This window comes from Pseudomonas sp. Pc102, assembly GCF_018408275.1.
Taxonomy (GTDB): domain Bacteria; phylum Pseudomonadota; class Gammaproteobacteria; order Pseudomonadales; family Pseudomonadaceae; genus Metapseudomonas; species Metapseudomonas tohonis.
The window spans coordinates 2,717,686-2,739,371 of record NZ_AP021905.1 but is presented as its reverse complement, the minus strand read 5'-3'; the positions used below and the strand labels follow the sequence as shown (position 1 = coordinate 2,739,371).

General features: G+C 64.2%; 30 protein-coding genes. 3 read left to right on the top strand and 27 right to left on the bottom strand.

Going from position 1 to position 21,686, the window contains the following annotated elements; translation table 11 throughout:
- Window positions 1–2 precede the first annotated feature (2 nt).
- The 20 genes from PHLH3_RS12815 to PHLH3_RS12720 all read right to left on the bottom strand — a co-directional run bounded on the left by PHLH3_RS12815 (window position 3) and on the right by PHLH3_RS12720 (window position 14,086).
- Window positions 3–1,277 (bottom strand): hypothetical protein, encoded by a 1,275-nt coding sequence (locus PHLH3_RS12815; protein ID WP_213629649.1) that lies wholly within the window; start codon window positions 1,275–1,277, stop codon window positions 3–5.
- An 8-nt stretch (window positions 1,278–1,285) separates the two neighbouring features.
- Complete coding sequence (locus tag PHLH3_RS12810; protein WP_213630530.1) at window positions 1,286–1,630, bottom strand: phage tail protein; 345 nt, start codon at window positions 1,628–1,630, stop codon at window positions 1,286–1,288.
- Entirely contained in the window at window positions 1,627–4,110 is a 2,484-nt protein-coding gene (locus PHLH3_RS12805; RefSeq protein ID WP_213629648.1) for a phage tail length tape measure family protein, read from the bottom strand. The genes PHLH3_RS12810 and PHLH3_RS12805 overlap by 4 nt, the downstream gene beginning before the upstream one ends.
- Before the next feature lie 22 nt (window positions 4,111–4,132).
- Window positions 4,133–4,390, bottom strand: a complete 258-nt coding sequence (locus tag PHLH3_RS12800) for a hypothetical protein (protein WP_213629646.1) — start codon at window positions 4,388–4,390, stop codon at window positions 4,133–4,135.
- A gap of 20 nt (window positions 4,391–4,410) precedes the next feature.
- Window positions 4,411–4,770 carry a phage tail assembly chaperone family protein, TAC gene (locus PHLH3_RS12795; protein ID WP_213629644.1) on the bottom strand — a complete coding sequence of 120 codons (360 nt, stop codon included), beginning with the start codon at window positions 4,768–4,770 and terminating at the stop codon, window positions 4,411–4,413.
- Window positions 4,771–4,773: 3 nt separating this feature from the next.
- The gene (locus PHLH3_RS12790) at window positions 4,774–5,268 is read right to left on the bottom strand and encodes a phage tail tube protein (protein WP_213629642.1); all 495 of its coding nucleotides are present in this window, start codon (window positions 5,266–5,268) and stop codon (window positions 4,774–4,776) included.
- A gap of 24 nt (window positions 5,269–5,292) precedes the next feature.
- The gene (locus PHLH3_RS12785) at window positions 5,293–5,664 is read right to left on the bottom strand and encodes a DUF3168 domain-containing protein (protein ID WP_184490320.1); all 372 of its coding nucleotides are present in this window, start codon (window positions 5,662–5,664) and stop codon (window positions 5,293–5,295) included.
- The gene (locus PHLH3_RS12780; RefSeq protein ID WP_213629640.1) at window positions 5,664–6,194 is read right to left on the bottom strand and encodes an HK97-gp10 family putative phage morphogenesis protein; all 531 of its coding nucleotides are present in this window, start codon (window positions 6,192–6,194) and stop codon (window positions 5,664–5,666) included. Before PHLH3_RS12780 ends, PHLH3_RS12785 begins: the two co-directional genes overlap by 1 nt.
- A complete protein-coding gene (locus PHLH3_RS12775) occupies window positions 6,187–6,519 on the bottom strand; it encodes a phage head closure protein (protein WP_213629638.1) in 333 nt (110 codons plus the stop codon). The genes PHLH3_RS12780 and PHLH3_RS12775 overlap by 8 nt, the downstream gene beginning before the upstream one ends.
- Window positions 6,519–6,701, bottom strand: a complete 183-nt coding sequence (locus PHLH3_RS12770) for a hypothetical protein (protein ID WP_213629636.1) — start codon at window positions 6,699–6,701, stop codon at window positions 6,519–6,521. Before PHLH3_RS12770 ends, PHLH3_RS12775 begins: the two co-directional genes overlap by 1 nt.
- Before the next feature lie 11 nt (window positions 6,702–6,712).
- Window positions 6,713–7,264, bottom strand: a complete 552-nt coding sequence (locus tag PHLH3_RS12765; protein WP_213629634.1) for a hypothetical protein — start codon at window positions 7,262–7,264, stop codon at window positions 6,713–6,715.
- Complete coding sequence (locus tag PHLH3_RS12760; protein WP_213629632.1) at window positions 7,264–7,422, bottom strand: hypothetical protein; 159 nt, start codon at window positions 7,420–7,422, stop codon at window positions 7,264–7,266. Before PHLH3_RS12760 ends, PHLH3_RS12765 begins: the two co-directional genes overlap by 1 nt.
- A gap of 35 nt (window positions 7,423–7,457) precedes the next feature.
- The gene (locus tag PHLH3_RS12755; RefSeq protein WP_213629630.1) at window positions 7,458–8,768 is read right to left on the bottom strand and encodes a phage major capsid protein; all 1,311 of its coding nucleotides are present in this window, start codon (window positions 8,766–8,768) and stop codon (window positions 7,458–7,460) included.
- A 62-nt stretch (window positions 8,769–8,830) separates the two neighbouring features.
- Entirely contained in the window at window positions 8,831–9,781 is a 951-nt protein-coding gene (locus PHLH3_RS12750; protein ID WP_213629628.1) for a S49 family peptidase, read from the bottom strand.
- Window positions 9,778–11,046, bottom strand: a complete 1,269-nt coding sequence (locus PHLH3_RS12745; RefSeq protein ID WP_213629626.1) for a phage portal protein — start codon at window positions 11,044–11,046, stop codon at window positions 9,778–9,780. Before PHLH3_RS12745 ends, PHLH3_RS12750 begins: the two co-directional genes overlap by 4 nt.
- Before the next feature lie 2 nt (window positions 11,047–11,048).
- Window positions 11,049–11,225, bottom strand: coding sequence for a hypothetical protein (locus PHLH3_RS12740; protein WP_213629624.1), 177 nt, complete (start codon window positions 11,223–11,225; stop codon window positions 11,049–11,051).
- On the bottom strand, window positions 11,222–12,895 hold the full coding sequence (locus PHLH3_RS12735) for a terminase large subunit (protein ID WP_213629622.1): 1,674 nt from the start codon (window positions 12,893–12,895) through the stop codon (window positions 11,222–11,224). Before PHLH3_RS12735 ends, PHLH3_RS12740 begins: the two co-directional genes overlap by 4 nt.
- Before the next feature lie 3 nt (window positions 12,896–12,898).
- Entirely contained in the window at window positions 12,899–13,342 is a 444-nt protein-coding gene (locus tag PHLH3_RS12730) for a terminase small subunit (protein ID WP_213629620.1), read from the bottom strand.
- Between the two features lie 86 nt (window positions 13,343–13,428).
- Complete coding sequence (locus PHLH3_RS12725) at window positions 13,429–13,764, bottom strand: HNH endonuclease (RefSeq protein WP_213629618.1); 336 nt, start codon at window positions 13,762–13,764, stop codon at window positions 13,429–13,431.
- Window position 13,765: 1 nt separating this feature from the next.
- Window positions 13,766–14,086: a phage holin, lambda family gene (locus tag PHLH3_RS12720; protein ID WP_184490333.1), complete on the bottom strand. Its 321-nt coding sequence runs from the start codon at window positions 14,084–14,086 to the stop codon at window positions 13,766–13,768.
- Window positions 14,087–14,265: 179 nt separating this feature from the next.
- On the opposite strand from PHLH3_RS12720, the gene PHLH3_RS12715 reads away from it, so the two are divergent.
- Together PHLH3_RS12715 and PHLH3_RS12710 are read left to right on the top strand one after the other, a co-directional pair.
- Window positions 14,266–14,709, top strand: a complete 444-nt coding sequence (locus tag PHLH3_RS12715; protein ID WP_213629616.1) for a type II toxin-antitoxin system HicB family antitoxin — start codon at window positions 14,266–14,268, stop codon at window positions 14,707–14,709.
- Between the two features lie 279 nt (window positions 14,710–14,988).
- Complete coding sequence (locus tag PHLH3_RS12710; protein ID WP_213629614.1) at window positions 14,989–16,125, top strand: hypothetical protein; 1,137 nt, start codon at window positions 14,989–14,991, stop codon at window positions 16,123–16,125.
- Between the two features lie 195 nt (window positions 16,126–16,320).
- Here the strand turns inward: PHLH3_RS12710 and PHLH3_RS12705 are convergent, their stop codons facing one another.
- The 7 genes from PHLH3_RS12705 to PHLH3_RS12675 all read right to left on the bottom strand — a co-directional run bounded on the left by PHLH3_RS12705 (window position 16,321) and on the right by PHLH3_RS12675 (window position 20,835).
- Complete coding sequence (locus PHLH3_RS12705; protein ID WP_213629612.1) at window positions 16,321–16,650, bottom strand: antiterminator Q family protein; 330 nt, start codon at window positions 16,648–16,650, stop codon at window positions 16,321–16,323.
- A gap of 105 nt (window positions 16,651–16,755) precedes the next feature.
- Window positions 16,756–18,012: a site-specific integrase gene (locus PHLH3_RS12700; RefSeq protein WP_213629610.1), complete on the bottom strand. Its 1,257-nt coding sequence runs from the start codon at window positions 18,010–18,012 to the stop codon at window positions 16,756–16,758.
- An 11-nt stretch (window positions 18,013–18,023) separates the two neighbouring features.
- Entirely contained in the window at window positions 18,024–18,260 is a 237-nt protein-coding gene (locus tag PHLH3_RS12695) for a hypothetical protein (protein WP_244863027.1), read from the bottom strand.
- The gene (locus tag PHLH3_RS12690; RefSeq protein ID WP_213629608.1) at window positions 18,253–19,026 is read right to left on the bottom strand and encodes a hypothetical protein; all 774 of its coding nucleotides are present in this window, start codon (window positions 19,024–19,026) and stop codon (window positions 18,253–18,255) included. Before PHLH3_RS12690 ends, PHLH3_RS12695 begins: the two co-directional genes overlap by 8 nt.
- Complete coding sequence (locus PHLH3_RS30365) at window positions 19,013–19,978, bottom strand: helix-turn-helix domain-containing protein (RefSeq protein WP_244863026.1); 966 nt, start codon at window positions 19,976–19,978, stop codon at window positions 19,013–19,015. The genes PHLH3_RS12690 and PHLH3_RS30365 overlap by 14 nt, the downstream gene beginning before the upstream one ends.
- A complete protein-coding gene (locus tag PHLH3_RS12680; protein WP_213629606.1) occupies window positions 19,968–20,597 on the bottom strand; it encodes a hypothetical protein in 630 nt (209 codons plus the stop codon). Before PHLH3_RS12680 ends, PHLH3_RS30365 begins: the two co-directional genes overlap by 11 nt.
- Window positions 20,598–20,631: 34 nt before the next feature.
- Window positions 20,632–20,835: a Cro/CI family transcriptional regulator gene (locus PHLH3_RS12675; protein ID WP_213629604.1), complete on the bottom strand. Its 204-nt coding sequence runs from the start codon at window positions 20,833–20,835 to the stop codon at window positions 20,632–20,634.
- Between the two features lie 105 nt (window positions 20,836–20,940).
- On the opposite strand from PHLH3_RS12675, the gene PHLH3_RS12670 reads away from it, so the two are divergent.
- The gene (locus PHLH3_RS12670) at window positions 20,941–21,669 is read left to right on the top strand and encodes an XRE family transcriptional regulator (RefSeq protein ID WP_213629602.1); all 729 of its coding nucleotides are present in this window, start codon (window positions 20,941–20,943) and stop codon (window positions 21,667–21,669) included.
- The last annotated feature ends 17 nt before the right edge of the window (window positions 21,670–21,686 follow it).

Sequence of the window (21,686 nt, the reverse complement as noted above, 5' to 3'; positions counted from 1 at the left end):
GGTTACTCCTCGTAGGTGACCAGGATGCGGACGGGCTTGGACAGCACCTCATCCGACCCATCGGCGGTGGCCACCAGCTGGATACCGTTCGACAGCACGTACCACTCGATCTGGAAGCCGGCCATGCCGGGAGCGGCGCCTGCGGTCAGGGCCGGGATGAGCTGGTTGGGCAGGTATTCGATGAGCACCTCCACGGCCAGGATCTTCGCCACGGGCAAGCCATGGGCAATGACCACGGCCGTGCCGGCCTTGCCGGGCGTCGTACCGGTCAGCTTGCGTTGCTTGATGGCCGGCGCATCCGCTCCCAGGCGCACGTAGCCCTGGGCCAGGACGTTGCCGCTGTAGGTGAAGGTGAGCGGGCTGGATTGCAGCGCCCCATCTCTGCAACGAACCCACTGGAAGGTGGCAGATGCCGACTCACTACCCGAGCCGTTCATGGCCAGAGCCAGCCCATAGGTGGATCTCTGGCTGAACAACACCCTCCCCGCGTTGGTGGTGCCGGCAGACGTGATGAACTCCGCGCAGAAATAATCGAGCCTGTTGGCGCTGCTGGCTTCGAAGGTCTGCCGTGCCTTGAAAGTAACGGCGATGTCACTGGCGATACGCGCGTAGCTGCCCGAGTGCATCGTCTCCATCCAGCCAGACCAGGTCTTGGAGTTGATGGCGAACTGCACGAAGGTCCGGTCATAGGAGCTGTAGATGCGCTGATGCGTCGCGCCGATGGCAGGGTTGCTTGTGATCCCCGGCAGCGGAGCCACTACCGTCAGTACCCCGTAGGGGCTCATCTGCCAGTAGCCTCCGGGAACGCCGATATTGGCGCCCTGGGAAAAGCCGACCTGAAAGCCATGGCCGGCGACATCGGCCGGCGTGCCGGTTTCATAGACCGTCCCGCGCATGTCGAAGTAGCCGGCGATGCCCGCATCGCCGGACCGTATGACCCGCCCACGCGTGCGATCCTCGCTGCCATCGAGTATCGCGTGGAGGGACGCACTGCCCAGCCCGAGCGCCTGCTGCCGCTGTGCAGCACTGGGGGCAGCGAGAAAATCCCGCGCGGCCTGGGTCAACACGGCCAGGCTGAGTGCGCCGGCACCCGTGAAGTACGGAAGGCGGTCCACCGCGCCCTGCAGCTCCGCCAGGGCAGTGAGGTTCTGCGCCTTGGCCTGCTTGCCGTCCTCGAGCGCCTGCAGGTTGCGGTTGACCTTGTCGAATGCTTCGCGGGCGTTGTCGCCTTTTTCACCGTCCGGGGCCAGGCCCAGGTCGATGGGTTCGATGCTCATGCTCTGCCTCAGGGGTGAAAGGATTGCTCGAAGGTCCAGCTCAGGGTGAACACGCCGTTGCCTTGCGCGCGGGTGCGGTAGCCGTTGGCGATGTACAGCCCCTGTTCGCCGCCAGGGGGCGTCCAGAGGAAGCTGCGCCAGCCCTGGTGGCGGTCGAGGAAGGCCCGTACCGGGGCGATGTCATTGCGCTGCCCGAAGGTGCCGGTGACGGAGACCGACCACTGCTGCGACTGGTTGTTGAGGCCGACGCCGATGCGTTGTACGTAGCCGTCGCCGAAGCGGTTCTCCAGCACCGCCTGGCGCACCTCGCCGCTGGCGCCGACCAGAACGGGAAAGTCGAAGGTTTCCATCAGCGTCGCTCCCGTGTCGGGTCGAGCAGCCCACCCTGGCGTTGCTCCTGCTGGATGGCGCGGCGTACCGCCTCGTCCACCAGTTGCCCCAATTGCTGGCCCATGCGTTCGTACTCCTGTGGTGCCGTGGCCTCGGTGCTGGAGTTGCCGTCGCTGTCCACGTTCACGGTCACCTGCACGACCGGGGCGCCGGCGGGCCTGTCGATGGCCTGGCGGCTGGCGAGAAAGTCCTTGAGGTCGGCGTTGGTGCGGGCGTCTACCACCCGCTCGCCACGGTCCAGCAGCCAGGTGCCCTCGCGCGGGATCTCGTCGAGCCCTGAGTGGGCCATGCCGGCGAGGTTGATGGAGCCGATGCTGGAGGCCTGGGCCATCTGCGCGACGGCTGCGGCCGCACCCGCCACCGGCGCCATCACCGGCCCTACTACGGGGATGCCGACCACGGCGGCATAGGCCTCGGAGTAGGCCTTGGGCACGTTGATCATGGCCTTGGCCATGGCGTAGCCCTTCTCGACGGCGAACATGGCCTTGTAGAGCGAGGACTGCTCACCGAAGAAGGCCTTGGCCAGCCCGGCCATGCCGCCGAAGAAGGCTTCCCCCGACGCCATGCGCGCCCGCTGGCGGGCCTGCTCGATCTCGTCCAGCCGCGCCTCATGCTGGGCTTTCACGGCCTGTTCCTGGGCATCCCACTGCTCGGTCATGTCGGCACGCTCGGCGCGGAACTGCTCCAGCATGTCGAGCTGGGTGGCGTACCAGCGCTCCAGCTCCTGCTCGGCCTGGTCGAGCTTGTCCAGTTCGCCCATGGGGCCGCCCACCTCCGGGGCCAGGCCGCCGAAGCTGGGCGCATCGGTGACCACGGCGGCGGCAATGCGGCCGGCCTGCTGCTCGCGCTCCTCGGCGCTGATGTCGCGCATGGCATCGAGCACGGCCAGGCGCGCGCGGGCCTGCTCGGTGAGCTTCTCCTCGTCGGTGAGCAGTTCGCCCACCAGGCGGCGGTAGTCCTCCTGAATCTTCTTCTGCTGCTCGAAGGCGCTGATCTGCTCCAGGGCCGCCTTGGCCTGGGCGAGCTGGGCTTCGGTGGCGCCTTCGACGGCGAGGCGGTAGAGCTTCTCCTCATCCGCCGCCATGCCGAGGGTACGGGCCTGCAGGCTGAGGGCGTCCACCTGCTTCTGCAGGGCCTCGAAGGCCCGCTGTGCCGCGCGCAGGGCTTGCTCGTCCATGGCCGCTAAGGCCTCGGCGGCATCCCCTGCGCTGCTGGCAACATCACCCAGCAGCCCGTCGATGACCCGGGTGTGCTGCTCGACCGCCGAGCCGTCCACCGGCCGTTCGAGGATCTCGTCGATCCGCGCAGCGTAGTGCTCGGTGGTGGCGGCAAGGTCTTCGCCGGCGGCGTCGATGACTTCGCGGGTCTGCTTCCAGTTGCTGATCAGCCCCCGGCTGATGGCAGCCGGGGCGGTCTGCAGGCTGAGGTATTCCCACCAGTGGGTGCCCTGGGTGGCCGTCTCGGTGATGGCCGCCACAGCACCTGCAGATTTGCCGGCCAGCTCGAACGCGGCCTTGGCGCCTACGCCCGCGGCATGCACCCAGTGCACGAACTCGGCGAGCTGGGCGGTCGCGGTGGCCACCTCGGTGGCGACATCCGCCACGCCGGCGATGAAGTCGGCAAAGGCGACCTTGGTGTCTTCCGAGGAGAGCACGTCGTTGAGGCGCTCCACCGCCTCTCGCGCGGCCTCCATGCTTGCTTCATCGCCGGTGAGCAGGCCGTCGAGGGTGTTGCGCAACGCACTGAGCGCACCGCCGTAGGTGTCGCGGGCGGCACGTGCGGAGCCGGCGTAGGACTCTTCCAGTGCCTCCAGCACGATGGCCTGGGCCTCGGCGGTGCGGCCGGTGGCTTCCAGGTGCTCGGCGAGTCGCTTCTGCTCGGCACTGAAGCGGAAGCCCTGGCGGCTCAGCGAGGTGAGGCCCTGGGATGGCACATCCAGCGCACGCCCAACCATCTCTGCAGCGGCGCTGACGGACATGCCGGTGCGCGTGGCCATGTCCATGCTGGCCTGCATGGCACGGGTGAACTCATTGCCCACCACGCCGCTGAAGGCGAGCAAGGTGGTCTGCGCCTGGTTGATCTCGTTGGTGCTGTAGACGCTCACACCTGCCAGGGACTCGGCCATGGCGTTGAGCTGGGCGCGGTTGAAACCGGCCGCCTCCCCCGTGGAGCGCAGCACGGCGGCGAGCTGGGCCTGTTCCTGCTCCAGGGCGCGGGTGTTGTCGATCACGCTGCGGATGACCGACAGCGCCGAGAATCCGGCCGCCACACCGGCGGCGATTTTGGTGAGTTCGCCCCAGGCCACCGCCGCCCCCTTGGCGGACTGGCGCATGCGCCTGGCGTTTTTCTCGGCGTTGCGCGCGGCCTGGTCCATGGGCCCGGTGAAGCCGCCGATGCGGGCGATCAGGTCCAGGGTCAGTTGGCCGAGGGATCGGGTCGCCATGAATCACTCCGGTTGTGGGCGGTCAGGCCCAGGTGGCCATGGCCTGCTCCAGGGTCAGCGCGGGTGCCTGCTCGTGAGGCATGAAGTCATAGAGGCTGTAGCCGCCCCTGCCATGGGTGTTGGCGTGGAGGGAGGCCAGCAGCGCGGTGCCGCGCTCGATGCGCATGCCGGGGTGCAGGGAACCGCGCTTGTTGCGAAAGCGCGCCCAGCTGAGGAACTCGCGGTAGCTGAGCCGCTGCTGGGCTTCGACTATGGTTCGCCCACCGATGCCGTTGAGCACCAGCTCGTGCCAGAGCTCGTCTAGCTCGCTGAGCGTTTGGTCTTTCCCAGCTGGTTCACTTCGCCGATGGCCACCAGCAGGGCCAGCGCCAGCTGGTCGTTGAGCGGGCCGCGCTCGGGGTTGGCGTCCCCGGTGATGTCGCCCACGGTGAACACCGGCTTGCCTTCGGCGTTGCAGATGCTGGCGGCGATGCGCGCGGCCACCGGGTCGCTGTCGTCGCGGCTGGCGCGCAGGTCGGTGACGGTGGTGAGGTAGGACAGCGGCCGCACGTAGACGGTGACGCGGTGCTCGGCCGCGCCCTGCCGCCAGGTGATTTCGCGCTCCACCAGGGCGCCGGTGAAGGCGCCCATGCTTGCGAGGTTTTCGAGGGACAAGGGCATGGCTTAGGTCTTCTTTCTGATCCAGGCGGAGCCGCCAGTGCGCTGGATGGTGGCGGCGGTGGTCACGATGGCGTTGGCCGCGAAGTCGAACGGGAAATCACTCACGTACCCGTCGAACACGAACCAGGTGCGGGTGTCGGGCAGCTCGAAGTCGTCGCCCTTGGCGTTGAGCTTGGGGGCAATGTCCTTGCCGTCCGACCAGCCCACCGCCCAGGCGAGACTCTCGATGCTGTCGTCCTCGGACAGCGCATGCAGGCGCACGTGGGACGCGCAGCGAGGGTCGGCGTAAATGGTCAGCGTGGCCTGCCCTGGTGCTCGCAGTCCGCGCATGTAACTGCGCACGCTTTTGTCCAGCGTGGTGGTTTCGATCTGGTCGGCTGGGTTGCCGCCAGGGCTGAAGGCGGTGACGCCTTGCAACTCCATCACTTCGAGTTTGTCGGGCGCCGCGGGGCTGGGCACCAGCACGTAGAGCTGGGTGCCCTGGGACAATACGGACATGGGTTTTCCTCGTTGTTGCGGGTGTCAGGGCTTGCGGGGTGTCCACCAGTCGAGATCGAAGCTCAGGCGGTAGTCACGGGTGTTTGGCTCGCGCATCTCCCCGCCCCAGCGGGTGATGCAGGCTTCGGTTTCGATGGCATCGCGCAGGGCACGGCCCACCGCGCGGGCGATGGCGGCGCTGGTGGCGTACACGTCCACCTGCAGGGCGTAGCTGTCGATGTCCGGCGAGCCAGCGAGAAACTGCTCCGGTGCTCCCCCGATGATTTGCCACACGGCGTAAGGAAGCTGGACGTTCTCCGGCGCCTCGCCGAATGGGTAGAGCCGCGTGGGCTTGCTGCCGAGCAGCGCCACCACCGCGGCGCTGCGCACGCAGGTGCGAAAGATGGGCGGGTGCATCAGTTGCTCCTGGCGGCGCGTTTGGCCGCGCGCTTGATGGCGCGGTCGATGGACTTCTCGTACTCGTTGATGAAGGCGCCGGTTGCGGCTTCGATGTTCTCGGCCAGCGCTCGCCGCATGAAGCCTTCAGCACGGATATGCCGGGTGCCGAATTCGAGAAAGCGCCAGTAGAAGGTGTCGCCACCCGGGTTGCCGCTGTCACCGCCAACCCAGTACTCCCGCGAGGGCCGCCCGCGCCGGGTGTGGTAGTTGTGGGTCTGCTTGGCGCCACCGAGCACACCGACCCGGAAAGCCAGGTCACCGTTGCGGCTGCGGCGTCTGTCCCATCGCACCGCGATGTTGGCGACGATGTTCTGTCGGGTTTGTGGGTCGTCCAGCTTGCGGGCGTTGTCGCGCGCGGCCTCGGCCACCAGGCGGGCGGCACGGCGCAACGCGTAGCGACCGCTGCGTTGCTTGAGGTCGTCGCTGACGGCATCCAGCTTGCCCAGCAGGGTGTCGATGCCTTCCAGGGTGAATTCGATATCAGCCATCGTTCACGCCCTCCGATACGGGCAGGGTGAGGTACTCGCGGCCGCTCCTGGCATCCGGCAGCACGCCGTGGATGGTGTAGAGGCGGCCGGCGTAGTTGATGCGCATGGCGGCGGTGAGGCCCGCTCGATAACGGATGACGATGCGCGCGGTGACTTCGCTCTGCACCACCTGGGCGGCGATGAAGTCGCGGGCGGACAGCGGCTCGATGCCGGCCCAGACCCGCGCCCACTCCACCCAGGTGGTGACCATGGCGCCGCTATCCGGGTCTTGCTCCTGCTGCGGCGCCTCGATCACCACCTGGTGGCGCAGGCTGCCGGCGCGCATCAGGAGGGCTCGTGGATGGGTGAGCCGTCCATATAGGTACTCGGTGGGGCCTCGGCGCCCTCCTCGTCCAGCAGGACTTCCAGCAGCTGGTTGTTGCTGGCCACCAGCCGGTCGATGGCGTCGGCCTGGGCCTGCAGGGTTTCGGTGAGGTTCTGCATCAGTTCGTACAGGTAGCTGTTCATGCGGTCTCCGTTCAGAACCTGGGCGGCAGGGTGATGTCGGCCAGCAGGCTGTCGAGGAAGTGACTGGGCAGCGGCATCAGCTGGGCGCCGCTGACCAGGGTCTCGCGGTATTCGAAGGCGGTGGCGGCGTGCATCAGCAGCCAGTTGCGTACGCCGGGGTGGTCGTCCAGATCCACCCCGGCGCGGTAGCGAATGCGCAGCCGGCCCGACGGGCGCCCACCTGGGAACTCGAGGCGGCTTTCGCGCAGGCCCTGGTGGAGCAGGTGCGCGTCCTGCAGCGCCTGCAATTGGCCGTCCGCCTGCACACGTTCTATGCGCTCGATTGTGTGGGCCTGGCCGATATCCAGGGCGCGGCCCGCGCGATAGTTCTCGGGCCAGTCCTCCTCGTAGCGGGCTTCACGAATGGCGGCGCCGGTGATCGCTTCGCACTGGGCAGTGACGCCCGGGATGATGACCTGCTCGATGAGTTCGACCTGCGCGTCATCCGGCTCCAGGCGGCACTGCTGCGCCACCTGGGCCAGGGTGAGCACCGGCTCGCCGAGGTAGGCGATGCGGCGGGCCATCAGCCTTGCTCGGCGCTGGCCTTGGGCGCCTTGCCGGGCGGGAAGGCGATGCCGGCCTTCTCCAGGGCCTTGGCGGTGTCGGTATCGAAGCCGGCCTTCTCTTTCGGCGCGTAGCCGCGCCAGGGTTTTACGAACTGGACGATCTCTTTCTTTTCCATGGTGCTTCCTCGGTGTGAGAGTTCGGGGCCCTGCTTCAGAGTTCAACGCCCCAGCGCACGCCGGTACCGATAGCGACGGATTCGATGTGGCGCGGGCCGAAGTCGTGCTTGGCGATGACGCGGACGAGGGTCTGGTTGCGCTGGAAGGCGCTGACGACTTCGCCGTCGGCGTCCTTGTAGGTCGCCTCGCTGGAGAAGTTGATGACCATGCCGTCGCCTTCGCCGATGTAGCAGTCACCGAAGTCGACGAAGTGGATCTCTGACTCGTCGCCCTTGTCGCCGAGGTTGATTGGGATCTGGGTGGTGATGCCCACCTGGTAACCCTTGAGCATCTTCTGGTCGAGCTCGGGGTAGACCTTGTTGCCGTTGCCATCGCGCAGGGACGCGAGCCAGCGGCGGGTACGCGGCGCCATGACCCAGCCGGGGCTGGCCATGTGGGCGTTGGCGCCCTCCAGGCGCAGCAGGATGGCGGAGAGGAACAGCTCGACGCTCTGCAGGTCGTCCTTCACCGGAGCGGGCACCAGATTGCTGACGTGCGCCCAGAATCGGGTGCCCTTGGGCAGGATGTCGCCACCCGGGCTGCGCAGGAAGTGGAGGTCTTCAGCCAGGCTGATGCTCTCGGTCACGTCCAGCACCACGTGCTCGTCCACTCGCGGGCTGACCCCCGCATAGGCGATCAGGTCGTTGGCGATGGGGACGATGGCGGCCAGGGTCTTGGCGGACAGCTTGAGGTCCGCGAACTGCATACCGGTCACGGGGATGTCGGTGTCGGCGCCGATGTAGTGCACGGTGGTGCCCTTGCGGATGCGCGGCAGCGTGAGGTTGCCGTTGTTCAGCGGCAGCGTGCGGCAACCCATGGCGCGGACGACGGACTTGGGCTTGAGCAGCTCGATCAGCTCGGTGCTGAAGTTCTCCGGCACCAGCACGCCACCCGCACCCGGGGTGACGGTGTTGAGCGCCATGGCGACGTCGGCCCCGAAGCCGCCCTCCCTGGCCATTTGCGCGGCCATCTGCTGGTTGCCTTGGGTGGCCGCGAGCAGGCGCACCATCTGCGCGACCTTGGCGCCTGCGACCGGCTTGGGCGAGTGCGGCCCCTCAATGGTGCCGGGCGGGCCCTGGATGCCCTGGGCGCCCTCTTCCACCGGTACGGCGGAGGCTGCGGCGGCGCGTTCGGCCGACTCGGCGCGGGCGATGCGGTCGGTCAGCGCGGTGATCTGGCCCTCCAGTTCGGTGAAGCGGGCGAGCTGCTCCTTGCTCAGCGTCTCGGTCGCATCCAGCTTGGCCAGGGCCTGCAGCTCGTCATTGAGCTGGCCGCGTTCGCTGCGCAGTTTGAGTACTTGGGACATGGTGCCTCCTGGGCATGAAAAAGCCCGCACAGGGCGGGCTTGGGTGACTGCCGCGAACGCGGTCAGATCAGCGTCTGGATGTTGAGGGCGGCGGCGCGCACGGCGAGCTTGCGGTTCTGCCGCTCGGCGCGGCTGGTGGCCACTGCGCGGGCGATGCCGTCGAGTGCGTCCTGCGGTGCCTGCAGGCGGTCGGCGAGCCCGGCATCGATACCGGCCTGGCCGCTGTAGGTACGGGCTTCGGTCCCCCGAACCTGGGCGGCGGTGAGGCCGCGGTACTCGGCCACGGCGTCGACGAAGTGCCCGTAGCTCTCCTGCACCAGCTCGTTGAGCAGTTGCAGGGACTGCTCGCTGATGGGCTCGTGCGGGGTGAGGTCGTTCTTGTGGGCGCCGGCGTAGACGGTGGTGACGGTGACGCCGAGGCGGTCCTCCATCCGCGACCGATCGAGGTGGCTGGCGATGACGCCGATGGAGCCGACGCCGGAAGTCTGGCTGACCACCAGCTCGCTGCAGGCGCTGCCGATGAGGTAGCCGCCGCTGAAGGCCATGAAGTTGACGATGCCGGTGATGGGCTTCTGCTGGGCCATGGCGCGGATGCTGGCGGCCAGTTCGAAGGCCCCCGTCGCAGAACCGCCCGGGGTGTCGATATCCAGCACGATGCGTTCGACCATCGGGTCGGCCACGGCCTGCTGGATGGAGGTGCGCAGGCCGTCGTAGCTGGTCATGGTCTCGCAGGGGTTCATGTGCCCGCCCCGGCTGACGAGGATGCCGTGCACGGGGATGACCTCGATGCCGGTCTGGGCGACGCGGGCGCGGCGGCGTTCTTCGATGCGTTCGAGCTGGGCGCCGGGGTCGTCGCCATCCTTCCGGAGGCCGAGCGCGCCGGGTGGGCCGACGTTGACGATGTTGAGGTTCATGGTCTGGTTGGCCCAGCGCACGCCCATGTCGAGCACGTCGGGGGTGACCAGCAGCGGCTGGTTGAACAGCAGGCTGGAGGCCCGCAGGTAGCGTTTCACTGTGCAAGCATCCTTTCGATCTGGCGTTGCTGCATTTCCAGCTGCGCGCGCACGCCGGGGTTGTTGAGGTCCGGCATGCCCTTGGTGGAGTCGATCATGTTCAGCGGTTGCAGGTAGATGTCGCCGGCCTGGATGGGCGGGAGGTTCTCCAGGCGGCGGATGTCGTTCACCGATAGCCACCCCCATTGGCGGCCGATGGCGTAGGCCTCGTAGCGGCTCTTCTGGTCGCCACGCAGCAGGCCGGAGATGTTGAATTCGATGAAGTGGTCGCGCCTGTCCTGGGGTAGCAGCAGGTCACGCATCTTGGCCTGCTCGTGGCGCTTCACCCAGGGCAGCAGGGCGAAGACCACGTAATGGATGAGCAGCTGCTCCAGGGTGTTGTAGTTGGACTTCTCGAGGTCGTTCACCATGGGCAGCGGGATCTTGTAGATCCGCGCGACGTCGGTTCCGCTGACCTTGAGGATGCCCAGGACCTCGGCATCGACGTTGCTCATGGACATGGGTTTGAAGGTCATGCCCTCTTGCAACAGGGCGACCTTCTTGGCGTTGTCCATGCCGCCGTACTTCTGTGCCCACTGGTCCGTGATGCTGTTGATGCTGGTCTGGTCTTTGATCGGCGGCGCTTCACGCGGGCGCTCGATGACACCGGAGATGGCCACGCCGTTGGCGAAGCTCTTGCCGGTGTACTGGCGCACGGCCTCGGCGAGGCCGATAGCGTCGGCGTGCAGCTCGATGGGCGAGAGGCCGCGGTAGTAGTTGCGGCTGTGCCAGCGCACGTGGTGGATCTGGCGCATGGGCAGTCGCTCGGGGTGGGCGCCGACCTGGTAGTACGGCAGCAGGTCACTGCCCCTGAAGACGCCGACCCGCTCCGGGTCCAGCGGCCAGATGGCGGTGACGTTGCCGTCGCCGCGCCGCTCCACCAGCCCGAAGCTGTTGCCGTGCATGCCCAGGGCGAGCTGCTCGGCTTCGCGCAATTCGTAGGGCGTCTGGAAGCCGTTGGGCTGGTAGCGCAATACGTCGTACAGCGGGTGGTTGATGGCCGGCTTGCGCTGGCCCTCGCCGTAGCGCTGGAAGACCTCTAGGGGCAACTGGCCGATGCTTTCGGCCAGCAGGCTGACGCAGTTCTGCAGCACGGGCAGTGCGAGCGCGCTGTCTGGCGTGACGGTGATGCCGGTGCTGTTGCGCGAGCTGCCGAGGAACCTGCGCCAGAAGTCGCTGCCGCTGTCGGTCAGGTTGCCACTGCCGAGCAGGTTGGCGAAGAACATGCTCAGCCTCGCTTGCGGAACTGTTGGATGGCGCCGGCGCGGTCGGCCAGCCAGGCCCAGGCGAGCAGGCCGAGCCCGGCGACGATCAGGGCGCTGGGCCTGTGCACCTGTTCGACGCCGGCCACCAGCAGGCCGAAGCCGGCCAGCCCGGTGAGCCAGGAAAGAATCTGCAATTTCATATTCCGACCCCTTGGTCGTAGATGGAGGTGCCGTGGCGTGCCTCCGGGTTCAGCGACATGAGCGTGACGGCGTTGAAGGTGGCCATCAGCGGGTCGATCTTGCCGGTGCCGCTGGCCTGCTTGGTGATGAGAATGGCGTTGCCGCGCGGTTCGACCCGCGCGTTGCCGCAGCACCAGGCCATCAGCGGTTGGCCGCCGTGGAGCAGCGTTCCTTCCGCGAGCTTGCGCTCGGTGGTCTTGATGGCGCCGCCCAACCGCCAGCCCTGGGAGATGCCGATGACCTGCTCCTCGGGCACCTCGGCTTCGACCAGGGCGTCGAGCACGGCGCCGATGCCGGCCGGGTCGACGCCCACCTGGTCGAGGAGACCGGCGTGGTACACCTGGGCGACCAGCCCGGCGACCTGGCTGACGTCCTCGCCGATGTGCTCGACGATGGTCAGGTGGCCGTCGCGCTCGAAGTCGCGGAAGCGCGGTGCCTCGCTCTTGCGCCGCTCCAGCACCGAGGGGTGTGCCCAGGCGTGGGTCCAGAGCAGCCATTTGCGGGTGTGCAGTTCGCGGCCCAGGGCGGCGAGGCCGAGCAGGTCATCCAGACCGCCGCCATCGATGCCGAAGTCGATGACCTCGCAGCGCGCTATCAGGTCTTCCAGGGTCAGGCCGGTTTCGACGCCCTGCTCTTCCCAGTACTCGGCGCCGGCCCAGCGGTCGGAGCGCAGTGCGAGGCCGATCTCGACGTTGAGGTGCTTGGCGAAGAAGCCGCGCAACGACTCCTCGCCGCCCTCCTCGGCCTTGCGGAATTCGCGCCGCAGGAAGGCCTCGTCCACCGACGCCCCGAGGTTGGGGTTGGTGATGTGGAAGTTCGCCGGGTTGCGGTGCTCGTTGGCCTTGAGCATGCGCTCGGGGAATTCGTAGATCACCGGCAGCAGGTTGGGGTCGTCGATGCGACCGTCCCGCACGCCACGCGCGTATTGCAGCTTCTGCCGGAAGACGCCGGCGGGCGGTTGGTCCGACTGCGTGGAGAGGAAGATGACGAACCCCTCCGGCCTCGAGGCCAGACCGCCGCAGGCCTCGCGCAGCATGTTCTCGGCGTTGGGCTGCTTGCCGAAGAGCCAGAGCTCGTCGATCAGCACGCCGGTCGCCTTCTTGCCGCCCACCGTCTCGCTGTCGGCAGCGATGACCTTGAGCGTCGCACCGGTGACACGGTGGGTGATGGTGCGGATGTGCTCCTGCACGTGGAGCAGGTCGGCCAGTTCGTCGTCCGCCTTGATCATGTCCCGGGCGGGGTGAAAACTGTTGTTGGCCACCTCGATGGTCGGCGCGAGGATCAGGAACTCCGCCGAGTGCCGCCAGTTGACGATCAGTGCGGTGAGCATGATCCCGGCGGCGGTGGTCGACTTGGAGTTCTTCTTGCTGATGAGCAGGAAGAACTCGTTGATCAGCCGCCGGCCGGTCTCCTCGTCATAGGCACCGAAGACGGCGCCGACGAAGTCCATCACCCAGCTCAGGCTGACCTCGCCCATGGTCGGGCTGCCGGGCATGTCGACGATGCGCAGCTCGCGGAACACATCGAGCGCCTGCTCGGCGACCTGCGGGAACAGCGGTGGGATCGGGACGAGGCTCTGGCGGGTGACGATCCGCGCTTCCCAGTCCGGGCAAGCCGTCGTCCACTGCATTCATCACCTCTTGATCGGCACCACCTTGGGTGCGGCGCCCTGGCCGAAGCGGCCGGTGGCGGCACTCTTCGCGGCATCGTCTCGGCCTGCCTTCTTGCCGGCCTCCCCTTTGCGAACGTGCATGTACGGCATCAGCGCCTTGGCCGCGTCGAGCCGTAGCTTGGTATCGACCTCGCCGTCGTTCATCACGTCGAGCAGATAGGCCTGGGGATCGTCCTCGACCGGAGGCACCGGGGGTTTAACATCTGGCGCTTCGGTGTTAACACCGGCGCCCTTGGGTTTTGCACGTCGGGCGAGCTCGGCGAGCACGTCCGCATCCTTCGCCAGCCGGGAGCCCGCAGGCCCCGCCGTTGCTGGGCTGTAGCCGGCTTCGATGGCCGCCTCCTTATTGCTCGCACCGCGCCCAAGAGCGTCGACGAAGCGCCGCTTCCTGGGTGTTAAAGCCATTAACATTTCCTCCACAGCCGAAAAAATCTGTGCGTGAGTCAGGGGGCGGTCTAGCAAGGCGAAAGGTCTGGAAATTTTTCACCCCCCTACCCCTCGCGGTTCGCCTCCTCGCGCTGCTTGTCACCCGAGTGGCACGGCGCGCAGAGCGACTGCCAGTTCTCGCGATCCCAGAACAGCTCCGGGTCCCCGCGATGCGCCACGATGTGGTCAACCACCGTGGCCGCCGTTAGCAGCCCCTTGCGCTTGCAGTACACGCACAGCGGGTTGGCCCGCAGGTACTGCTCGCGTGCCTGCTGCCAGGCGTAGTTGTAGCCGCGCTGTGAAGACGTCTTGCCCTGGCGCCATGAGCCTGGCTGCACGGTGGGCACGCGCCCGCCTCGCTGCATGGAGACCCGTGGGCGCAGCGTCCTGATCCTCGCCACGTCACTTCCTCGGCAGCTTGATATCGAAGAAGCGGCCCGCGATCTCGCGGATCTTCTCCACGCCCAGGAACCCCACCCAACCACCCACGAAGGTGGACATGGAGATGGGTATGTTCAGCCACTCCAGCGCGCTGCACAGCGTCAGCGTGAGGCCACCGCAGAGCGCGCCCTCCACCAGCATCTGCTGGCGCGTGCCGCCTCCGTACAGGATGCGCAGCACCGCCATCGCGAATGCCAGTGCCGCCGCATAGAGCGGCAGCGACTGCTCGCGCAGCCAGTCGAGCAGCGCGCCCCAGGTATCAGGTCTATCAGGCATCTTCATGTCTCAGAACCTCCCGGAACGGAGGCTTCAACAGGCGTATGAGAGGAAACGGCCTACACAACATTTATGTTGTATCGTTGAGCCAACCGAATGACACAGCCAAGGACGAAACAGAGCGAGCTCGGAGGATGGTCAGCCACCGGCAGTGAAGACTGAGCGGCTCATTTTGAGGACCACACATGCACGACTACGCAATCCGGCTTGAAGCCGGTGACACCCCAGGGCTAGCAGTCTTCTGCCGCGATCTTCCAGAGCTGAACAGCTACGGCGATGACGTCGCGCATGCGCTGGCCGAAGCTGTGGACGCCATCGAGTCCACCCTCTCCCTCTACGTGGATCAGCGCCGCACTATTCCAGCAGCAAGCCCTGCTGAGGTTGGGGAATATGTGGTGCGTCTACCCGCCGTCACCGTCGCCAAGATCTACCTCTGGAACGCCATGATGGAACAGGGACTGCGCAAGGCAGACCTGCGCCGACTGCTGAGCGTCGCGCCCATGCAGGTCGACCGCCTGGTGGACTTCCTCCACATCTCGAAGATGGAGGCCGTCGAAGCGGCACTGGCGAAGCTGGGTAAGCGGCTGGCGGTAAGTGTTGAAGCTGGAGAGCGGCCGCAAAGCGCATGACCAAGCCAGAAACGAAAAAGCCCCGGCGCAATGGCTGGGGCTTTTTTTGTGCGGGGTTAACCGCAAGGTGCCTGAAAAATACGATCTATACCCGGCTTTGTCAATAGCTAATGCAAGCACTACCGAATTGCATAACCCGACATACCAGACTGTTCGAGCATCAGAGTATTGAGTCGATCTGTCTTTGTTGATGTAATGCAAACTATGAATTAAAACCTGAAGCTCTACCCTAGCACTGAGCCTACAACCTGCCACAGTTAAAATTAAAGGGAATTAATTATGAGCACACCCCCGCCTGAGAACAAACAAATTCCAGACTGGCACACAACGCTATCTCCCGCAGAGTACGAGGACATACTGGCAAGCATTGAGCAACAGGAAGAGGAATTAGAAGAACAAGAGAAGGCACATCAAGCTTGGTTAGCCGAGGAAGAGAGACGCAAAGAAAGGCACGCCTTAGAAATAGAAGCATACCTTGCCGAAGAAGAATTAAAACAAGCTAAAGCGAAGAAGCTAAAAGAAACAAAACTAGTTTACAACAAGATCACCGCCATTCTGAGCGCAACAATTAGCGGCTTCCTTTTCTATCTTATAATCAATGACGGCACACCGACAGACGCAGTCAGAATACTCGCTGAAAATGGCTATAAATTTATCCTAGGCGCAATGGCATCTTTTGCCGCACTGTATTCACTCAACAAGATGTCAATCTTCTTCGAAGACGACACAGGAACCTTTCAGGATATTGATAAAAAGCGAGCGAGAAAAAATGTCGCAGAAAAACTGAAATCTACTGAAATACCTGTTAAGCCGTCTCCCGATACGATGCAAATTAATGCAGAGCCACTCAAGCATTCGGTCATTTCAGATGAGTCATCGAGCTTTGAGCGGCACATCAAAGAAATAGTCGCTTCTCTAGACAACCAGATAGCTACAGCAGAGGAAAAGTCATCAAAGCTTCTAGACAAGGGCACAATGTACTTGAGGCGAGGAATATATTTTTACGTAACAACCATCATTATTTGGCAGATCGTAATTTGGTGGAAAGGCCTCGGTGGCCATGTTTGGCTAGGCGTAGCCTCATGCTCACTTACATTTATTGTCATTGAGTTTCTAGCCGCATGGTATCTAAAACAATATCGAAACTATGTAGACTCATCTGTATCCTATTTACGAGCAAAATCGGTATTTAATCGCTACCTGCTTTCCTATCACGCCATTAACGAAAACCGTCTACATGGCTTTGAACAGCACAAGGAGTCACTATTGAAGGTACTGGAAGAAGAAATCCAATGGCCGGACCTCAAAGACATCAATAAAAACGACTTCAACTACATGGTTGAAGCGATAAATTCATTCCATTCCCTACTTGATAAAATCAACATCAAAACAAAGAACACCACCACACCCATATAATTTTGACACACACAGACCGAGCAATTTTAATTGCTTCACTATGATGGAGAGCATGTCAGGTCTTAGCTGACATGCTCTTATCACATCCATCCTTAGCTATACGCGCCAAGCAGCGACTGCACACGCCTCGCCCAACGCTTCTTACGTGCAGTGACAAAGCCTCAAGAACTCCAGACCGACTCCCAAGGCGCTACTTCAGGCCACCCGCCTCGCCTCCAACGCCCCATCCACCCACGCCACACCAGCCTTCCAGAGCTGCCGCGTCTTCTCCTCCCCGAACCCCATCCGCTTGCCTACGATCCTGAAGGTCGCCCCGCTCGTGTAATACCGAACGATCACCTCCGCGCACTCCTCGTAGCGCTGCCCCAGGCGGGCCACCAAGCGGTCGATCAGCAGTGCATCGTCGTCCGTGATCATCGCCGCAGCCTGGTAGCCACGGACGTTCAGCCCACGCACGTTGGCGCCCTGCCTCGCCCAGATGCCCCATTGCTCCAGCAGGCGCTCGGTGTCTTTCGTTGTTGCCATGGTCGGTCTCCAGTTGGTTCCTGATGCCCTTCCATGCGGCCGTTGAGGCTCCTGTTCGTCACTGATGCGGTGCCGCAGCGGCCTGCGGCACCTGATTCGCCTCCTCTACCGTGAAGAATCCGGATTGGCGCTGTAAGGCGCGTGATTGCTGGGCTTTTGCGGCCCTGTCGAAACGGCGCGTCTTGCATCTGTCGCACCGTGGATGGCGTCGAAGCCACGCTCATCTAGCCAGGCGTGCCAACGCTGTAGCGCGTCCAGCTTCAGGTCGTCCGCCGAGGTGTTGATGTAGGTTTCCGCCGAGAAGCCCATCGCGTGGTTCAGCAGCATTTCGCCGATCAGGTAGTCCACGCCCAGGTCGGCCCAGCCGGTGCGCGCGAGCTTGCGCAGGTCATGGCTGGTCCACTCCCCACCGCCCAAGGTGGAGAACACCTCACTCGCCTGCCGGGCGCTGAAGGGCAAGCCGTCGCGGTCCACCACCAAGAAGCCATCGCCCTGCCCACCTGTGCGCTCGAAGTAGCGCTCCAGCAACGCCACCACCTGGTCCGTCAGTGGCAGCACATGCTCGGTACCGGTCTTCGTGTTATCCGCCGGCAGCAACCAGAGCCGCTCCCGCAGGCTGACGTGTCGCCTATGCGCCAGTCGTGTCTCACCGATGCGGCTGCCATGCGCAAGCATCATCAGCGCCAGCATCGCCTCACCCGGGGCACGCTCAAAGTGCTCGCCCAGTAGTTTGAGCAGTGACTCAACACCCATGCTGTGCAGCCGCGCCGGCCGGGGCTTGCCGCGAGCCTTCACGAAGCGCCGGAAGCGCATGCCCGCCAGCGGGTTCGCCTCGATCATCTCCAGTTCCAGAGCCTGCTCCAGCGCCATCACCAGCACCCGGAAGATATGCCGCAGGTGCCCCACCGAATAGCGCTGCTGCAGCGGCCACATGAGCAAAGCGTCCACCTGCTCCACATCGACCTCAGCCAGCAGCAGATCGCCCAACCTCGGGATCAAGTGCAACGTCAGGATCGACAACACCGAATCCCGTCGCTTGGACGAGATGTTCCGGTTCGTCTTGATGCGGTCGTGGTACCAGGTCAGCAACTCACCCAGCGTGTGCCAGTGCCCCTTGCCGATCACCGCATCCGGGTCGACGGCCAGGCGGACACGTGTGGCGCGGATCGCCTCCAGCGCCGCACGGGTTCCCAGCTCCGGATAGCCACCCACCCGACGCCATTGCCGGCGGTGGATCAGAAACCAGCTACCGGCCTCGCGGTTGCCCGTGAAGCGAAAGCGCACCCCGGGGTAGCGAGGGTCACGCAGCTCCACCGCCCGCCCCTCCCCCTGGCGGCGCAGCTCCGCGTCGCTGAAGGTCACTACCTGCGTCCTCATGGCTCCACCTCCAGCGAAGCCTTGTGCGCCTCAATCAGGCGCGGCACATCCTCCGACGCCCCGGTGTAGGCGAACGGCAATCGCCCATCTGGCGCCGTCACCGTGTAGCGGTGCTCCGGCAACCGGCATAGCGCCACCGTGTAGCCGCAACGGGTTTCCCAGCAACCCGGGATCGGGTTGCGGTGTTGGTCGCGCTTCGTGCGCCACTTCAGCTCCTTGGCCAAGTCAGCCATGGTGTCCTCCCTTCGCCTCGGCGAGCATCGCGTCGAAGCGATCCCGTAGAGCTCGGTCGTAGCGTTTGAGTTGTTCGCGCCGGGCTCTGGCCTTCCGCTCCCTGGAGGCCACTAGCTCGTTGCGGATCGCCTGCAACCGTTCGTGAATACCAGGCGACGCGGGGGCAACCTGCCCGGTGATCAGGCCGGCAATCGCGCTGCCATCCTGGGTGACGTGGTTCTCGCGCATGTCCGCCAGCAATGCCCGCCCCTCCTGTGCGGTCAGGCGCTGCAGTTGCACCGCCTGCTCCACCGCCACAGCACGGCGGCCCGAGTCGAAGCCAATGGACAACGACCACCGCACCGGCTTGCCAGCCAGTCGGGCAGCCTCCAGCAACCGGTCGTAAGCGCTGAGGAATGCCATCCGCGCGCCAACCTTGTCGCGCGCCTCCAAGCTCGGTCGGGCCACCTGCAGGGCCGCCAACACCTCCTCGGTCAACATCACCGAATCGAATTCGTCAGCGGCCTTCAGCGCGATGGACCAGGCCTCATCCCGCCCCGGACGACCATCGGCCACCAGCACCCGCTGCAGGATGGCCGCACTGGTCAACCTCCCGGACACCTCTCGCCGGCACGCCTGCAGCGCGGCAACGATCACTGGCTCGTCGTAGTTACGCAGGTCCTCGATCATCATCAGCCCTGCGCTCTCGGCCAGTTGATGCCCCATCGCCTCGGCAGTGGCGAACAGCGCCAGCAGCAACGCCTCCTCCTGCTCACCCGTCAGCATCGCCGTTCCTCCGCGCCCTCAGCGTCTCCAGCGCCCGCTGCGCAGCGGTCAGGTTCGCCTGCCGGCCCTCCAGCTCCTGGGCGGTGCGGTGGTTCATCTGCGTATTGGTCGCCCACTGCGTGTGGTATGCCTCGGCCCGGCTCAATAGGTCACCAATGCCATGAAAGCCGTTGATCAACCTGGCGTCGTTGATGCTCAGGAAGTACGCCGCCACATGGTGGGCCACGTCGCTGCCCAGGCGGTCGATCAGTTGGCCAACCTGTCCCGCCACTCTGGCGTTCCAGATCGGCCATGCCTTGTAGCGCTTGCGATAAGCCATCGCGTAGTTCGCCCAGGCTCGGTAGGTCTTGCAGGTGGGGTCCCTCGGCCCCGGCATGTCATCCGGGATCTTGCATCGCGGCTCAACCATCGGAGCAGTCGTTTCACCGCCTTTGGCCGGCTCTGCCGGACGGGGGTCGGTAATACTCTCTGCTGTAATCTCTTCTGTAATCTCTGTTGTAGTCTTACTAAGGAATGCTGGTTTCCCGCAGCCATGCGTGCTGGTTTTCAACACGCTTGCACGAGGGTTTCCCGCTGCCTGGCCTGCTGGTTTTCCGCATACTGGCTTGCGGGGTTTCCGCATCCTTGACTGCGTGGTTTCCAACCCCAGGGCTGCAGCAATCGCCTCCAGGTTCACGCGGTAATAGAGCCTGCACGGCACACCCTTTTTCTGTTCCTCCAGCACGCCGGCACGTACCAGCTTCTTGCGCGCCCCCTCCTGCTCACAACGGGTCATCCCCGTCTCTCCCTGCCACTCCTCCATGGTCTTGAAAAACCAGCCATCCGTGCCGTCTGTACGCCTGGACCAGTACACCGCCTGGGACAACATCAGCGCCCCCGTGATACCTGCTCCAAGCGAGACGAACGCCCGCTGAAATGCAATCGGGCGATCCAGCAGATCGCTAAGAATCATTACCCCCACCTCGTGGTGAGACATCCATGTGGTTCTTCTGATTGGCCAGTACCCGCTGAGCTGCAACACGCAACTCGCAGGCCCGGCTCTCCATCGCCAAGAGGCGATCGACCATCACTGGCAGGTGCTCCAGATCGGCGTCATCCACAACGCCGTCCGACAACACCAGCGCACATGCTTCGACGGCACCTCCCATCCGCGAAACCAGCTCGCCGAAGGCCGTCATCGGGCACTCACCCTTCACGTCTTCACGCACGGTGAGCAGCCCATAACGGCTGTTGAGCTCGTTGAGGCAACGCTCTCGATACTCCGGCTCCAGCGCAGCCACCCAGGGCTCCTCCAGCCAGCTCGGGAACTCGACCTCCGCTGTAATCCAGCGCCGCACCCGCTTCCACCAGGTGGCGGTCTGCTTCAGGTACTCCCGGCCGTCGTCACCGGAAATGGCGTCCAGATCCGGCACCTTCTTCAGCACCGCCCGGCTACCCATCTGCTCATGGATCACCTTGTTCAATCGGGTCGCGAAAGTGGTTTCGGGAATCGCACGGGTCACCATCTGCTGCGCGTGATCGAGCAGCACCTGCTCACGACTGCAAAGTCGTCTGCGGGATGACGCTGTCATGCCGGCCTCCTGTTCATAGCTTTGTGCTCCCGATTCACAGCGACGACCTGCGAAGAGAGGGAGACGGGAACGGCTTGACCTCCTCTGCCGAGTAGGTGCCGTCGTCGTTAAGCCGGACGTGGATCTGGCGCTCGAGCCTCAGGGCCTTGCTAAGGGCGCCTTGGGTCAAACCGAGGAGCGTGGCGGCATTGCGCTGCCCTTTCTCCTTCGCAAATTCCTTGATGGGGATCTGTTTCATACCGCTCTCCAGTCGCTAGGGGCGGCCGGAGTATCGCCACAGGAATTCCTGCTAGCAATTTCAAAAGAAGTTGTACGTGATTGCCTGGGGAAATAAACTTCAGAAATGGTTGCGATTCGACGTCTACACGACTGGGAAAAGGCTGAGTGCGCCGCACTTAAGGCTGAATTCACTGCATTCAACTCGGCGAGAGAGCGCGGGAAACGCCTGACTCAGGAAGCTGTAGGTGCTGCCCTGGGCATGAATCAGGGCTCCGTCAGCAATTATCTGAATGGACGAATGGTGCTGAATATTCAGTTCGCCATTGGCATTTCCAAACTGCTCGGCATACCTGTAGAGCGCTTTAGCAAGCGACTTGCCGATGAAATTGAGCAGTTGGTCTTGTCAGTCACGCCTACCGAGCGACTTGCCATCTCCGACTCTCAAAAGGCCACCCGCAAATATCCACTCATTGATTGGAAAAGCATCGCTAAGCGTATTGAGGAACCTGGCTACAAAGCACCGGGCGACGAAGAAACGTGGTACGAGACCGTAGAGAACGCCGGCTCAGACGGTTACTGGGTGCAATGCCAAGGCAAAGCCATGGCAGTTGATACCCTGCCAAGCTTCCCAGAAGGTGCCCCGTTGCTCGTTCAGCCGTATGGCTTTGATCTCCTAAGCGGCAAGTACTACATCGCCTATCACTCGGATGGGGAGACTGCATTCAAGCAGTACGTGAAAGATGCAGGCATCGAGTACCTGGTCTCGCTTAATCCCAATTTCAGACCTATCGAGATGAGCGAGGGCTGGTCCATCATCGGCAGGGTTGTCGATGTAAAGGCTACAGGGCTCTGACCCTTCGGCCTCCCAAC